This window comes from Streptomyces sp. NPDC059743 (assembly GCF_042732975.1).
Taxonomy (GTDB): Bacteria; Actinomycetota; Actinomycetes; order Streptomycetales; family Streptomycetaceae; genus Streptomyces.
The window spans coordinates 1-16,066 of the sequence record NZ_JBHWGS010000021.1 but is presented as its reverse complement, the minus strand read 5'-3'; the positions used below and the strand labels follow the sequence as shown (position 1 = coordinate 16,066).

The following is a 16,066-nucleotide window of genomic DNA, read 5'->3' as shown; positions in this document are numbered from 1 at the left end:
CTTCTCACTCTGGGAGGCGACCGATGGCAACCGGCGACGGCCCGTACCCGCTGTCATTCGCACAGGAACAGCTCTGGTTTCTCGATCAGCTACGGTCCGGAGCCACGACCGAGTATCTACTGCACGAGGCGTTCCGGCTGCGAGGGCCGCTGGACACCGGCGCGCTCACGGCCGCGCTCTCCGAGATCGCCGTACGTCACGAGGTGCTGCGCACGCGGTACGGCTCTGTCGACGGAGACGGAGACAACGGCGGAGACGGCAGCGGCGCCGGCGCCGGTGCGCAGACCGTGGATCCGCCACGGCCGGTGGAGCCCGCCCTGGTGGATCTCGCCGGGCTGCCGGCCGACGAGCGGCGCACGCGGCTGCAGGAGCTCAGCGCCACCGAGCTGCGCACGCCGATCGATCTGCGCGAGCGCCCGCCGTGGCGGCTGACACTGGTGAACCTCGGCCCGGACGACACGGCTCTGCTGATCACCGTGCATCACATCGCCTTCGACGGCTGGTCGTGGGGTGTGCTCGCGGAGGAGATCGAGACGCTGTACACCGCGTTCACCCAGGGCGAGCCGTCGCCGCTGGAACCGCTGCCCGTGCAGTATCTGGACTACGCGCAGTGGCAGCGCGAGAGTTACGAGGCGTCCGCCGAGTCCATGGACCGGCAGCGCGCCTACTGGCGGGAGCGGCTGGCGGATCTCGATCCGCTGGAGCTGCCCGCCGACCGGCCGCGGCCGGCCCGGTGGGACTCCGCCGGGGACAGCCTGTCCTTCACGGTGCCCGCCGCGCTCGCGGCGCGGGTCGACGAGGTCGGCCGGCGAGCGGGCGCGACACCGTTCATGACGTATCTCGCCGCGTTCCAGCTTCTGCTGGCCCGGCACACGGGCCGGCGCGATGTGGCGGTCGGCGTCTCCCTGGCCAGCCGTGACCAGCCCGAGCTGGACCAGATGATCGGTATGTTCCTCAACACCGTGGTGCTGCGGACCGATCTGTCCGGCGATCCGTCGTTCACGGAGCTGCTGGCGCGCGTCCGTGACGCCCAGCTGGACGACTTCAGCAATCAGGAAGTGCCGTTCGAGCGGGTCGTCGCCGATCTGGCTCCGGAGCGCGATCCGTCCCGCAACCCGGTCTTCCAGGTCGGGTTCGCGCTGCACAACGCCCGGCGCCGGCCGTTGCGGCTGCCCGGTCTGGAGGTCTCCAAGTACGAGTCGACCACGGCCAGTTCGGCGTTCGATCTGTCGCTGCATCTCGCCGCGCGGCCGGACGGCTCGCTGGAGGCGAAGTTCCTCTATCCGACGGCCCTGTTCGATGCGGCGCGTATCGAGCGGATGGCGGACGGACTGCTGCGGCTGCTCACCGATATCGCCGACCGGCCCGGCGTGTCCGTGCACCGGCTGGAGATCGTTCCCGAGTCCGAACTGCCGCGGTTCGCCGAGTGGAACCGTACGGACACGGTGACCGCCGACCGGTCCCTGTCCGAACTGTTCCTGGAGCGGGCGCGGGCCACACCGGACGCGCTGGCCGTGGTGTCCGGGAGTACGGAGACCAGTTACGCGGAGCTCGCGCGGCAGGTGGGCGTACTCTCCCGGCGGCTCCAGAGCCTGGGAGTCACGCGCGGCACGCCGGTCGGAGTGGCGCTGCACCGCGGCGGCGACCTTGTCACGGCGCTTCTCGCGGTGCTCGCCTCGGGAGGCGTCTATGTACCGCTGGCGCCCGAACATCCGGCGGAGCGGCTGGCGTTCATGATCTCCGACGCCGGTGCCGAGGTGCTGCTCACCCAGGAGTCGCTGCGTAACCGGCTGCCCGCTCATCCTCGTGTGGTGACGGTCGACGGCGCCGGGCGCGACGAGAGCGCACCGTCGGACACGGCCTTGATGGAGCCGGTGTTTGTCGGCAATACCGATGCCGCGTACATCATGTATACGTCCGGTTCGACCGGCCGGCCCAAGGGTGTGGTGGTCACCCAGGCCGGCATACGCAACCGTGTGCTGTGGTCCGTGGACCGGTACGGGATCGGCCCGGGCGACCGGGTGCTCCAGAAGACCACCATCGGTTTCGACGCGGCCGTATGGGAGTTCCTCTCGCCACTCGTGTCGGGCGGCGCGGTGGTCATGGCGCCCGAGGAGGCCCATCGCGATCCCTCGGTCATGGTCCGCGCGGTGGCCGAGCACGATGTGACCGTCCTTCAGCTCGTCCCGTCGGTGCTGCGGCTGCTGCTGGCCGAGGCGGATCTCGGTGAGTGCTCCGCGCTGCGTCTGGTGTGCTCGGCCGGCGAACCGTTGCCCGCCGAGCTCTGCGCGCGGTTGCGCGAGACGGCCGATGTCGAGGTGTTCAACACCTATGGCCCGACCGAGTGCGCGATCGACTCCACGGCGTGGCGCTACGACGGGACCGAGCAGGCCGAGATCGTCCCGATCGGCCGTCCGCTGCCCAATGTCCGTACGTTCGTGGTGGACGCCGAGGACCAGCTCGTACCGGTGGGTGTGCCCGGTGAGCTGTGTGTCGCCGGCGTCGGTCTGGCGCGCGGCTATGCCGGCCGAGGAGATCTGACGGCGGACCGTTTCACTCCGCATCCCTTCCCGAGCACTCCCGGCGAGCGGTGGTACCGCACCGGAGACCTGGTGCGCCGTCGTGAGGACGGCGCGCTCGAATTCGTCGGGCGTATCGACGAGCAGGTCAAGGTACGAGGTGTCCGGATCGAGCCGGGCGAGATCGAGGCGGCTCTCACCGCCCATCCCGCGGTCGCCGCCGCGGTGGTGACCACGCACCGGCCGGAGTCCGGCGACACGGAGCTGGTCGCCTATCTCGTAGCGGCGCCGGGAACACCGCTCCCGGAATCCGAGGAGCTGCGTGCCCTGCTGGCGGCCCGGCTGCCGGAGAGCATGATCCCGTCGGTCACGGTCCCGCTCGACGCGATTCCGCTGACACCGAACGGCAAGGTGGACCGCAGGCGGCTGCCTTCGCCGGAGAGCCGTGACCAGCCGGACGGAACGGCCTGGACGGCTCCGCGTACCGCCGCCGAGCGGACCGTCGCCGAGCTGATGGGCGAGATCCTCGGAGTGGAACGGGTCAGCGCCGACGACGACTTCTTCGCACTCGGCGGGCACTCCCTGCTGGCGATCCGGCTGGTGCTGCGGCTGCGCCGCGCCTTCGGCATCGAGCTGACGGTCGGCGAGCTGTTCCATGCCCGTACGGTCGCGGAGCTGGCCGCCCGGGTCGGCTCGGCCGGGACGGACGACGAGGAGCCCGGGATCCGGCCGGTGGAGCGCGGCGGAGAGCTGGCGCTCTCGTTCGGCCAGCAGCGTATGTGGTTCCTGGACCAGCTCGATCCGGGCAGCGACGAGTATGTCGTGCCGGTGGCGCTGCGGCTGCGCGGCCCGCTGGACACCGAGGCGTTCCGGCGAGCGGTGGACGCGACCGCGACCAAGCACGAGATCCTGCGCACCCGTTATGTCTCGCGCGGCGGTGATCCGGTGCAGCTCATCGATCCGCCGGGCCCTGTCGACTTCACACTGCACGATCTGTCCGGGACGCCGGACGCCGAGGCCTCGGCCCGGGAGCTGCTGGACCGCGCCTCCGGTCTGCCGTTCGATCTGGAGCGGGAGGCACCGTTCCGGGTCACGGTGATCCGTACGGCGCCGGACGACCATCTGCTCGGTCTGACGCTCCATCACATCGCCTTCGACGCCTGGTCGATGGGCATCTGTCTGAAGGATCTGAACGCGGCGTACGAGGCGTTCACGGCCGGCCGTCCCTCGCCGCTCCGTGCCCAGCCGGTGCAGTACGCGGACTTCGCGGCCTGGCAGCGCGCACAGCAGTCGGCGGGCGAGATCGCGGGCCAACTCGCCTACTGGAGCGACCGGCTGGCCGGACTCAGCCCTGTCGAGCTGCCCGCCGACCGGCTCAGATCAGCCGTGCGCGACGCCCGTGGCGACACGGTGATCGTGGATGTGCCGGCCGGGACGGGCCGAGGTGTCTCGGACCTGGCGGCGCGGCACGGCGCGACGCCGTTCATGGTCCTGCTGGCGGCGTTTCAGCTGCTGCTCGGGCGCTACACCGGCCGTACGGATATCGCGGTCGGCACGCCGGTCGCGGGACGGACCCGGGAGGAGACCGAGGATCTCGTCGGCTTCTTCACCAACAATCTGGTGATCCGCAACGACCTGTCGGGCAATCCGGTCTTCACGGACTTCCTGGACCAGGTGCGCACGGTGTCCCTGGAGGCGATGGCCCACCAGGACGTACCGTTCGAGCACCTCGTGGACGCGCTGCGGCCGGACCGCGATCTCTCGCGCAATCCGCTGTTCCAGGTGATGTTCGAACTCCAGCACATGGAGGGTGTGCCCGCGACGCTGGGCGGATCGGTCATCGAGCCGGTCAACACCGGGCCCGCCGTGGCCAAGTTCGATCTCACGATGACGGTCAAGCAGCGCTCCGACGGACGGCTGCACTGCTGGTTCGAGTATGCGACAGGGCTCTTCGAGCGGGCGACGGTCGAGCGGATGGCCGGGCACTATCTGGCGCTGCTGAACAGTGTCACCGCCGGTCCCGACGCGCGGATCGGCGATCTCGCGCTGCTCACCGAGGCCGAGCACAGGACGCTGGTGCACAGCTGGTCGGATCCGGAGAGGGACCGGCTCGCCCGGCTCGATCCCGCGGCCGAGCACGCGCTGACCGTACCGGAGCTGTTCGAGCGGCAGGCCGCGCGGACACCGGACGCGGTGGCGGTGGTGTCCGGGGATGTGGAGATCGGCTACGCGGAGCTGAACGCCCGCGCCAACCGGTTCGCGCATCGGCTCCGTTCTCTGGGCGTGGGACCGGAGACGGTGGTCGCGTCCTGCCTGGAGCGCAGCGCCGAGGCGGTCGTGGTGCTGCTGGGTGTGCTCAAGGCCGGCGGTGTGTACGCGCCGTTCGATCCGCTGCATCCGCTGGAGCGGCTGCGCTTCATGCTGGGCGATGTCGGCGCGACGGTGGTGGTCGCCGGCGCGGACTTCGCGGACCGGCTGGGGACGGGCCCGTACCACGTGGTCACCGTCGACGGCGAGGACAGGATCGGCGGACCGGAGGCGACGAGGGATTCGCGGGCATCGGCGGATCCGCAGGCATCGGCGGATGCCGGGACGTCGGCGGATCCGCTGGCATCGGCGAACGCGCCCGTGCCGGTCACACCGGGCAATCTCGCCTACGTCATCTACACCTCCGGCTCCACCGGGCGTCCCAAGGGCGTGATGATCGAGCACCGCTCCTATGCCCATCACTGCCGGGTGATCGCGGACGAGTACGGCATCGAGCCCGGTGAGCGGGTGGTGCTGCTGTCCGCGCTCACCTTCGATGTGGCGATGGACCAGATCGCGGCCACGCTGACGGCGGGCGCCACGATCGTGGTGGGCGATCCGGTCTTCTGGACGCCCGCGGAGCTGCCCGCCCGGCTCGCCGAGCACGAGGTGGCGATCGTCGAGATCACTCCGGCCTACTACCGGGCGATGGCGGAGTCCGGCTCGCTGCACCGGCTGACCGGGCTGAAGCTGATGAATGTCGGCAGTGATGTGGTCACGGCGGCCGACGCGCGGCGCTGGGCCGAGACCGGGCTGCCCGGACGCTTCCTGTGCAACTACGGGCCCACCGAGGCGACCGTCACCTGCCTGCTCCACCGGGTGGGAGCCGAACCGGGCGCGGGCCTCGGCCGCGGGCAGGACAACGAACCGGGCGCTTCGGCCATGCCCATCGGACGGCCCGTGGCCGGGACCCGGGCCTATGTGCTGGACGCGGATCTGCGTCCGGTCCCGGCCGGTGTGCCCGGTGAGCTGTGCCTCGGCGGGGTACGGCTGGCGCGTGGCTACCACGGCAGGCCGGAGCTGACCGCCGACCGGTTCGTACCGGATCCGCTGGGGACGGAGCCGGGACAGCGGTTGTACCGGACCGGTGATCTCGTACGCCACCGGCCCGACGGCACGATCGAGTTCCTGGGCCGGATCGACCATCAGGTCAAGATCCGCGGACTGCGGATAGAGCTGGGCGAGATCGAAGCGGCCCTGGTGCGCCATCCGGCGATCCAGGAGGCCGTGGCCGTGGCGGCGGAGGTGGCGCCCGGCGACAAGCGGCTGGCCGCGTATCTGGTGGCCCGGCCGGACAGCTCGGTGCCGGACGTCGGCGAACTCCGCTCACATCTGGGCGAGTTGCTGCCCGAGTACATGATCCCGTCGCTCTGGGTGACACTGCCCGCGCTGCCGCTGACCACCAGCAAGAAGGTGGACCGCAAGGCGCTGCCCGATCCGGTGCTCGCCCGTACGGACGGCGGACGGGAGTACGTGGCACCGCGTGATCCGGCGGAGGAGACCGTCGCCGCGATCTGGTGCGAGGTGCTCGACATGGCGCGGGTCGGCGCCCTGGACGACTTCTTCGCGCTGGGCGGCCACTCCCTGCTGGCCACCCGGGTGCTCGCGCGGATCAGAGAGGCGTTCGCGGTCGACCTGCCGCTGCGCAGGCTGTTCGAGGCCACCACGGTGGCCGGGCTGGCCGAGGCGGTGTCCGAGGCCGTCGAGGCCGAGATCGCCGGGCTGTCGGACGACGAAGTGGCGGGACTGCTGTCCCAGAGGAGTGTGCGATGACCGAGACCGAGACCGGCAACCGGGCGGCGCTGCGGCAGGAGCTGCTGCGGCAGCGGCTGCGCGGCAGGGCGGCGCCCAGGCGGAGCGACGGCATCGGCCGGGCTCCGCGCGGCGGCCCGCTGCCGCTGTCCTTCGCGCAGCGGCGGCTGTGGATCCTGGACCAGCTCCAGCCGGGCAGCACGGAGTATCTGATGACCGCGGCCCTGCGGCTGCGTGGCGAGCTGGATTTGGCCGCTCTGCGCACCGCGCTGGACGGGACGGTGGCCCGGCACGAGGTGCTGCGCACCCGCTATCCGGTGGTGGACGGCGAGCCGGTGCAGCTGATCGACGAGCCGAGTCCCGTGCCGCTGACCGAGCTGGATCTGCGCGGACTGGACCGGGAGCGGGCGGACGCCCGTCTCGCCGTCCTTGTCACCTCCGAGCGGCTTCCCGTCGATCTGGCGACCGGTCCCGTTCTGTCGGCGACACTGGTCCGGCTGGACCGGGACGAGCACGCGCTGCTGCTGACGTTCCATCACATCGCCTCGGACGGCTGGAGCGAGGATCTGCTGGTGGCCGAGGTGGCGGCCCGCTACGGCGACGCGGTGGCCGGCCGCCCGACGGCTGAGCCTCAAGGCCCTTTGCAGTACGCCGACTTCGCGGTCTGGCAGCGCGAACGGCTCTCCGGGGAGCTGCTGGAGAGGCAGCTCGTCCACTGGCGGGAGCGGCTGGCCGGGCTGGAGCCGCTGGAGCTGCCCACGGACCGGCCGCGTCCCGCCGTACGCGATGTCGCCGGCGCACAAGTACCGCTCAAGGTCCCGGCGGAGGTGGCCGGACGGCTTACGGCGCTGGCGCGCGCCCAGGGCGCGACGCCGTTCATGGCGCTGACCGCCGTGTACGCGATGCTGCTCGGCCGCTGGAGCGGACAGCGGGACGTGGCCGTCGGCACACCCGTGGCCGGCCGTGATCGGCCCGAAGTGCAGGACATGGCCGGGCTGTTCCTCAACACCCTGGTCCTACGAACCGATCTGTCCGGCTCGCCCTCCTTCACCGAAGTGCTGCGGCGCGTACGGGAGTCGGCGCTCGACGCGTACGGCCACCAGGAGGTGCCCTTCGAGCGGCTGGTGGACGAACTGGCGCCGGAGCGCGATCCGTCGCGGACACCGCTGTTCTCGGCGATGCTGCTCTGGCAGGAGGAGTCGGCGGCGACGGCCGGGCCTCGGACCATGGGCCCGCTGACGGTCGACCGGCTGCCGGTCGGTGAGAGCACGGCCAAGTTCGATCTGACGCTCGGCGTGTCCGAGCTGTCGGACGGCTCTCTGTCGGGGGCTCTGAACTACGCGTCGGCGCTGTTCGACCGGGAGACCGCCGAGCGGTTCGCCGCGCACTTCGCCCGGCTCCTGGAGAGCGCCACGGCCGAACCAGGGCTGCCGGTGGACGAGTTGGAGATCCTCTCTCCGGCCGAGCGCGGTCTGCTGCTGGAGGAGTGGAACGACACCGCCCGGCCGTATCCGTCCGGAACACTGCCCGCGCTGTTCGAGGCCCAGGCCGCCCGGACTCCGGACGCGCCCGCGCTGCGGTACGAGGGCACGACGGTGTCGTACGCGCGGCTCGGCGCCGAGGCCGACCGGCTCGCCGGAGAGCTGCGGGAGCGCGGTGTGGGCCCGGAGTCCGTGGTCGGCGTGTGTCTTCCGCGGGGAATCGGTCTGGTGGTGGCGCTGCTCGCCGTCCTGAAGGCCGGAGGCGCGTATCTGCCGCTGGATCCCGAGTATCCGCGCGAGCGCCTCGGTTTCATGCTGGACGACTCGGCGGCGACGGTCGTCGTCACGGACGCCGGGCTGGCGGCGCTGGTGTCCGGCGGGGACAGCGCCGGGAACCGGCAGATCGTGGACATCGACGCCGACCGGTCCGGCCTCTCCGGGCCGCCCGCGCTGTCCGGGCTCTCCGGCACCGGCAGCAGCACCGGCACCACCACCGGCATCGGCATCGGCGCCGACTTCTGGTCCGGCCCCGCGCCGGAGCATCCCGCGTATGTCATCTACACCTCCGGGTCGACGGGCCGTCCCAAGGGAGTGGTGGTCGAGCACCGCGCCATCGTCAACCGGCTGCACTGGATGCAGGAGGCCTACGGACTCACCGGGACGGACCGGGTGCTCCAGAAGACGCCGTACGGCTTCGACGTATCCGTGTGGGAGTTCTTCTGGCCGCTGATGACCGGCGCCACTCTGGTGCTGGCCCGGCCCGGCGGACATCGCGATCCCGCCTATCTGGCCGGTGTGATCGCCGACGAGGGCGTCACCACACTGCACTTCGTACCGTCCATGCTGCGCGCGTTCCTGGCCGGACCGCTGCCTGCGCTGCCCACACTGCGGCGGATGATATGCAGCGGCGAGGCGCTCCCGGTCGACCTGGTCACGGCCGTGCACGAGCGGATCGGCTGCGAGCTGCACAATCTGTACGGGCCGACCGAGGCGGCGGTGGATGTCACCGCCGCGCGGTGTGCGCCCGGTCTGCCCGTCACCATCGGACGGCCCATCGCCAACACCCGTACCTACATCGTGGACGACGGGCTGCGTCCCGTCCCGGTCGGTGTGCCGGGAGAGCTGCTGCTCGGCGGAGTGCAGCTCGCCCGTGGCTATCTCGGCCGGCCGGCGCTGACGGCGGAACGGTTCGTGCCCAGCCCGTTCGCCGCCGTTCCCGGCGAGCGGCTGTACCGTACCGGCGATCTCGCCCGGTACCGGACCGACGGCACCATCGAGTATCTCGGGCGGCTGGACCACCAGGTCAAGATCCGCGGTCAGCGCGTCGAACTCGGCGAGATCGAGGCCGTGCTCACCGAGTGCGCGGGCGTGGACGCGGTCGCGGTCACTTTGCACGACGAGCGGCTCGTCGCCCATCTCACGCCCGCCACCGCGGATGTCGCCGCCGTGCGGGAGGAGTTGCGCGGAAAGCTGCCCGAGCACATGTGCCCGGCGCACTGGATGCTGCTGGACGCGCTGCCGCTGACGACCAGCGGCAAGGTGGACCGCAAGGCGCTGCCCGCGCCCGAGGACGCCGGCTCGCTGTGGGCCGGGGCCGGCGCCGGCGAGTACATCGCGCCGCGCGACGCGCTGGAGCGGACGCTCGCCGAGGCGTTCGCCGCGGCCCTGGGCGTCGACAAGGTGGGTGTGCACAACAGTTTCTTCCAGCTCGGCGGTGACTCGCTGCGTGCGATCCGGGCTGTCGGCCGGCTGCGTGAGCAGGGCTTCGAGGTCTCCGTGCACGATCTGTTCACCCGTCAGCGGGTTGCCGAGCTGGCGAAGTTGGTGCGCTCGCGCGCGAAGTCCGCCGACGGTACGGCCGGTTCTGTGGCGGCCGACGCGCTCGTGGAGCGGTTCGCGCTGGTGAGTGAGGTGGACCGGGCCCGGCTTCCGGACGGTCTGGACGACGCGTACCCGATGGCGCAGACGCAGGCCGGGATGGTCTACGAGATGCTGGCGGCGACCGACCGGGCCGTCTACCAGAACGTCTCCTGCTACAAGGTCCACGACGAGCTGCCGTTCGATCGGGCGGCACTGACCGAGGCGGCCCGGCTGCTGGTCGCGCGCAATGAGATCCTGCGGACCTCGTTCGATCTGTCCGGTTACTCCGAGGCCATGCAGCTCGTCCACCGTGAGGCCGAACTGCCGCTCGGATTCGATGACTTGAGGTCGATGCCGACGGCGGACCAGCGGGCCGTCGTGGACGGCTTCCTGGTGGGCGAGCGGCGCAGGCCCTTCGATCTCGGCCGTCCTCCGCTGCTGCGCTACCACGTCCATCAGATCTCCGACGAGGAGTGGTGGCTGACCCATATCGAGGCGCACGCCATTCTGGACGGCTGGAGTCATACCTCGGTGGTCGCCGAGCTGATCTCCCTGTACCGGACGGTACGGCAGGGCCGGACACCGGATCTGCCGCCGGCGCCCGATGTACGGTTCGCCGATTTCATCGCGCTGGAGCGCGCCGCGCTCGAATCTGCGGAGGACCGCGCGTTCTGGGCCGAACGGATCGGCGGCAGCGAGAAGTTCGAGCTTCCGCCGGCCTGGGGCAGCCCGGAGCAGGACGAGAAGGCCACCATCATCGATGTGCCGTACCGCGATCTGCTGCCGGGTCTGCGGCGGCTCGCGGCGGCGGCCGGCGGCTCGCTGAAGAGTGTGCTGCACGCCGCGCATCTGCGGGCGCTGGGCGTGGTCACCGGCCGCAGGCGCTTCCACACCGGGCTGGTCTGCAACGGCAGACCGGAGCTGGCGCGCGGCGACGAGGTGCGCGGGCTGTATCTCAACACGGTGCCGTTCGCCGCCGATCTGTCGGCCTCGACCTGGCGTGAGCTGGTCCGCGATGTCTTCGCGGGCGAGGCCGAGCTGTGGCCGCACCGCCGCTATCCGATGCCGGCCATGCAGCGGGAGTGGGGCACTTCGCCGACGCTCATCGATGTGGCCTTCGGCTATCTCGACTTCCATGTGCTGGACTGGGAGTCGGACGAGGTCGGTATGGTCGACGACTTCAGTCCCAGCGAACTCGCCCTGGAGGTATGGACGTTCCCGGGCGTGCTGCGGCTCGGCGGCCGGCCGAGCCTGGTGGGACGTACGCGGCTGGAACTGCTGGGCCGCGTCTACCGTCATGTACTGGAGGCGATGGCCGCCGATCCGGACGGTGACGCGTACGGGCTGACGCTGCCGCCCGCCGACCACGACCGGACCGTACACCACGGGAACGACACGGAGCGGCCGGTGCCGTCCGCTCTGCTGGTGCATGAACTGGCCGCAGAACAGGCCAGATCCACACCGCACTCGGTCGCTCTGCGGTACGGGAACGACACCGTCGACTACCGCGCGCTGGACGAGCGCGCCGAGCGGCTGGCGCGGCGGCTGCGTGGACTGGGCGTCGGGCCCGACAGCATCGTCGGCCTGTATCTGCCCCGTACGCCGGATCTGATCGTCGCTCTGCTGGCGACGCTCAAGGCCGGTGGCGCGTTCCTGCCGCTGGATCCGGAGTATCCGGCCGAGCGTCTGCGGCACATGCTGACGGACGCGGAGGTCACGGTCCTGCTCAGCACGCGCGCGCTGCGTACCGGCCTTCCGTCCGGCGTGAGTTGCGCGGTGGAGACCGTCGAGGACCTGTACGAAGGCGACCTGGCGGGCGGGGAGGTTCCGGCGCCGGATCCTGGAGGCCGAGGCCAAGGTCGGCCCTCGCTCGACAGTCTCGCCTATGTGATCTACACCTCCGGATCGACCGGACTGCCCAAGGGCGTCGGAGTGCCGCATCGAGGACCGCTCAATCTGCGGTACGCGCAGCGTGAGCATCTCGATGTACGCGAGGGCGACCGGGTGCTCCAGTTCGCCTCGCCGAGCTTCGACGCCTTCGTCTGGGAGGTGATCATGGCGCTCACCAACGGCGCCGAACTGGTGCTGCCACCGCCGGACACGGACCCGGGCGATCTGCGGCAGCAGGCCGGTCTGGTCACCCATATGACACTGCCGCCGTCGCTGCTGGACCGGCTGACGACGACGGACTTCCCGCACCTGCGTGTACTGGTGTCGGCCGGTGAGGCCTGCTCCGCCGAACAGGCGGCCCGCTGGTCGGACCGGGTGACCTTCATCAACGCCTACGGACCGACGGAGACTTCGGTGTGCGCCACTCTCGCGCCGGTGCCTCCTGCCCGGGTGAGCAGCACCGCCAGGGTGAGCGGACCGGCAGCCCCGCCGTCGATGGGCCGGCCGATCGGAAACTTCCAGGTGTACGTCCTCGACGCGGACCTCCGCCCGGTCGCGGACGGAGTCCATGGCGAGCTGTATGTGGGCGGCGCCGGACTGGCCCGTGGCTATCTCAACCGTCCGGACCTCTCGGCGGAACGCTTCGTGCCCGACCCGTACGGCGGCCGACCTGGAGCGCGGCTCTACCGCACCGGCGATCTGGTGTCGCGCAACACCGACGGCACACTCCAGTACCACGGCCGTCAGGACCACCAGGTCAAGGTGCGTGGACTGCGCGCCGAGCCGGGCGAGATCGAGAATCTGCTGCTCGGCCATCCGGCGGTGGCCGCGGCGGTGGTCACGGTGCACCGCGCGGGCACGGCCGACGCGACGCTGGTCGCGTACGTCGAGACCGCTGAAGGACATCAGGCCGAGCCCGCCGAACTGCGCGAGCATCTCCGTGGCCGGGTGCCGAAGGGACTGCTGCCGACGCACTACTTCGTCCTCGACACCTTCCCGCTCACGCCCGCCGGCAAGATCGACCGTGCGGCGCTTCCCGTACCGGACGGCGCGCGGCCCGCGCTCCTGCCGCCGTATGTGGCTCCCACGGGCGAGCTGGAGCAGGCCATCGCCGACACGTGGAGCGAGGCACTGGCCGTCGAACGCGTCGGCGCGCACGACGACTTCTTCGAGCTGGGCGGTCATTCGCTGGCACTGATGAGGATCGTGGCGACACTGCGCGCCCGGCACGGACTGGAGCTGCGGTTCCGGTCGTTCATCGAGCACCGTACGGTCGCCGGTCTGGCCGCGAGCATCGAATCCGCCCGGAGCGCGTCGACCGCGGAGGGCGCGACCGGCAGGGCGGGCGAGGAGGCGAACCGGGCGATGCTGTGGATCCGCGAGAAGGGCAGTGGCCGTCCGCTGTTCTTCGTCCATCCGGGCGGTGGCAGCGCCCACTGGTATCTGCGGCTCGCGCCGCATCTGAGTACGGACCGGCCGGTGGCCGCGTTCGAGTGGCCCGGACCGCACACCTCGGCGAGCCCGCCGACCGCCGAGGAGATGGCCGAGCGCTATCTCACCGAGCTGCGGGCCCTCCAGCCCGTCGGTCCGTACGTACTCTTCAGCTGGTGCGGCGGCAGCGGAATCGCCTCGGAGATGGCGAGCCGGCTGGTGGGCGCGGGCGAGGAGGTCACCTTCATGCTCCTCGACCCGGGTCTCGACGCGCACGAACGGGCCGAGGGCTGGCGGGAGCTGGCACTGATCCGCCGACTGGAACGGCTGGTCAACGAGGTGGCGCAGGGCGGCGCCGAGGCGGACACACCGGAGCGCCGGGCGGAGATCCTGGATCTGCTGAACCACCTGGTCGACGATGTGGACGAGGAGACCGGTATCACTCTGCCCGACGAGGGCGTCGGCGAGGCGTGGCCGCGCGCCGCCCGGATCTGGCGGGAGGTGATGGAGATGGATCTGGCCTACCGGCACCGCCCGTTCGCCGGCCGACTCCATCTCATCGTCAGCGATGAACTCGCCCAGGGCGAGCACGAGGTGGCGTTCGGCCAGTCCTTCGAGGACTATCTGAGCCGCTGGCGTGAGCTGCTCACCGAGGGCGTGGAAGTCCACCGGGTGCCGGGCGACCACTTCGGCGTGATGAAGCCGCCGCATGTGTCGCGGCTGGCGGAGGTCATGGACGCGGTGATCGTCGGCGCCGACGAGGGATCGAGTGGGAGGGCGACGAACGGCTGACGGTACAGGCCGGCAGGGAGCGGTGGGACACCGGAGGACGGTGTCCCACCGCTTTGCTGTGTGCTGCGGGAGCTTTCGTACGTACGGTTGGTGGACAAGCGGGCGGGCGAGCACAGGCGAAAGCCCGGGGCGGTCCTGGTAGTCAGGACCGCCCCGGGCGGGAACAGCGGGAACAGCAGAAAGATCAGATCAGTCGGTCACCGCGACGAACCGGAGTTCCGAGGTGTAGGTGTTGCCTTCGTCGTCGGTCAGCCAGGCCTGCTCCGGTGTCGGCAGCATCTCGGTGACCGTCATGCGTGCCGACGGATCCTTCCGCGCCAGCCGACGTGCCGCCTTCGCGAAGATATTCACGTACACCGGACTGTCGAAATCGACAAAGAACGGACGCGGCTCCGTCGGAGACACCACGAACACCCACCGCGGCAACTCCTGCGCCGACCGCCACTGACGCGCCCGCACAAACCGACGCGCCTCACTCTTCTCGCCCGCGAACTCCATCTCCGACGCCACGAACCGCCAGGTCTCCCGCGCCACCACGAGCGAGTCGACCGTGACCCGTGGCGAGCGGTCGCTCTCCGGAAGGATCTGGAAGAGATCCATCACCAGTGTGGTAAGGACATGGGAGAAGACATCGACGGCGTCGAACACCGTACCGTCGGGCAGCACCACCACCAGGCGGTCCCCCCGCCGTTCGACCTGGGCGTCGGCGCTCAGTACGGTATTCGGCCTGCCCGGGTCTGCCGTGTGGTCCAGGAGCGCGACATGGTAGTCCTCGGGCCGTACCAGGGAGTGTCTGATCCGGGCGGAGAGCCTGGACTTGTGCTCCTTGGGCAGCAGCGGCATCAGCCGAGGGCCCGGGTGGTCGCGGCTCGTCCGGGCGAACAGCTCCCGGGAGTCCGGGTGTTGATGGACGAAGAGCGACGCGCCCAAGGTGTTGGTGGCGAGATGGAGTTCGCCGAGGACGAGCTCGAACTCACCGCGCTCCAGCGCCTCCGTGTCGGCCGCGGCGACCATCACGTCCGGGCTGAGATAGCGGGCCGCCGTCCAGCCCGTCTCCGTACCGCCGAAGGCCTCCTCGATCCGGTCGGCGATCTCCGCACCGGAGACCCGGACGCGGCGGGCGCCCGCCGACAGATGCTGGTTGAGGATCGCGCTCCAGCGCCGGCGGAACTCCTCCTGGAGGCGGACCGCGTCGGCGGCGCCCTCACCGTGCAGCACCGGCAGACAGGCGAACCAGAAGGACGCCAGATCCACCGTGCCGTCCGCTTCGGCCTGGGCCGTGAGCCGGTCGAACACCTCACCGGCCCGCCGCATCACATGCTCGGCGAGCCGGGAGGTCAGCCAGACGGCGCTGGTCATAAAGAGGTCGAGCGGGGCCAGCGCTGTCACGATGTCGCCACCGATACGGGCCTGGGCCGAGCGCACACAGTCGGAGTAGACGAGGGCCCGGCAGGGCGCGGTGGTGGCGCCCTTCTCGCGCTGGGCGGCGGCTTCCGTGAGCCGCTCGAAATCCTCCTCAAGGCCGGCGAGCGCGGTGATCAGCCGCTCCGGGTCGTCCCCGGCCGCCCGTACGCGGTCGCGCCCGCGCTCCAGTACATCCAGCTTGGCGAGCGCGGGCTCACGTACGGCGGGATCGCCGATCCGGTCCAGGATCTCGCGCAGCCGCAGTTCGGGCCGGGTGTCGGCGGGCACCTCCAGCCGCCAGGTGACACACCGCAGTTTCACCAGGGTGTCGAGTGCTTCGGTGACATCGGTGTCCGGTCCCAGCAGCCGCTGGATGGCATGGGCGGAACGTACTCCGTCGCAGAGTTCGAGGACCCGTAGCTCCCGCTCCGACACCGTACGCGCAGGTCGTCCCGGCACCCGTACGGTCCCGTCCACCACGCCGACGAACGGGACCCGGCGCGGCGCCACCCACTCCCGCACACCAGGAACCCCACCGATCACCCGCGCCAGCGCATCCACCGACCAACTCGAAAAATACACCTCCGACCCCGACACCAAACCCACACCAGGATCCACCTTCACACCACG

3 protein-coding genes are annotated in these 16,066 nt (G+C 70.8%); 2 read left to right on the top strand and 1 reads right to left on the bottom strand.

The genetic code is table 11. From position 1 onward, the window contains the following. The first annotated feature begins 23 nt into the window (after positions 1–23). Together ACFV6H_RS31370 and ACFV6H_RS31365 are read left to right on the top strand one after the other, a co-directional pair. A complete protein-coding gene (locus tag ACFV6H_RS31370) occupies positions 24–6,599 on the top strand; it encodes an amino acid adenylation domain-containing protein (protein ID WP_385549019.1) in 6,576 nt (2,191 codons plus the stop codon). Continuing rightward, positions 6,596–14,032 carry an amino acid adenylation domain-containing protein gene (locus ACFV6H_RS31365; RefSeq protein WP_385549016.1) on the top strand — a complete coding sequence of 2,479 codons (7,437 nt, stop codon included), beginning with the start codon at positions 6,596–6,598 and terminating at the stop codon, positions 14,030–14,032. The genes ACFV6H_RS31370 and ACFV6H_RS31365 overlap by 4 nt, the downstream gene beginning before the upstream one ends. Before the next feature lie 189 nt (positions 14,033–14,221). Here the strand turns inward: ACFV6H_RS31365 and ACFV6H_RS31360 are convergent, their stop codons facing one another. After that, positions 14,222–15,997: a lantibiotic dehydratase gene (locus tag ACFV6H_RS31360; RefSeq protein ID WP_385549012.1), complete on the bottom strand. Its 1,776-nt coding sequence runs from the start codon at positions 15,995–15,997 to the stop codon at positions 14,222–14,224. Between the last annotated feature and the right edge of the window lie 69 nt (positions 15,998–16,066).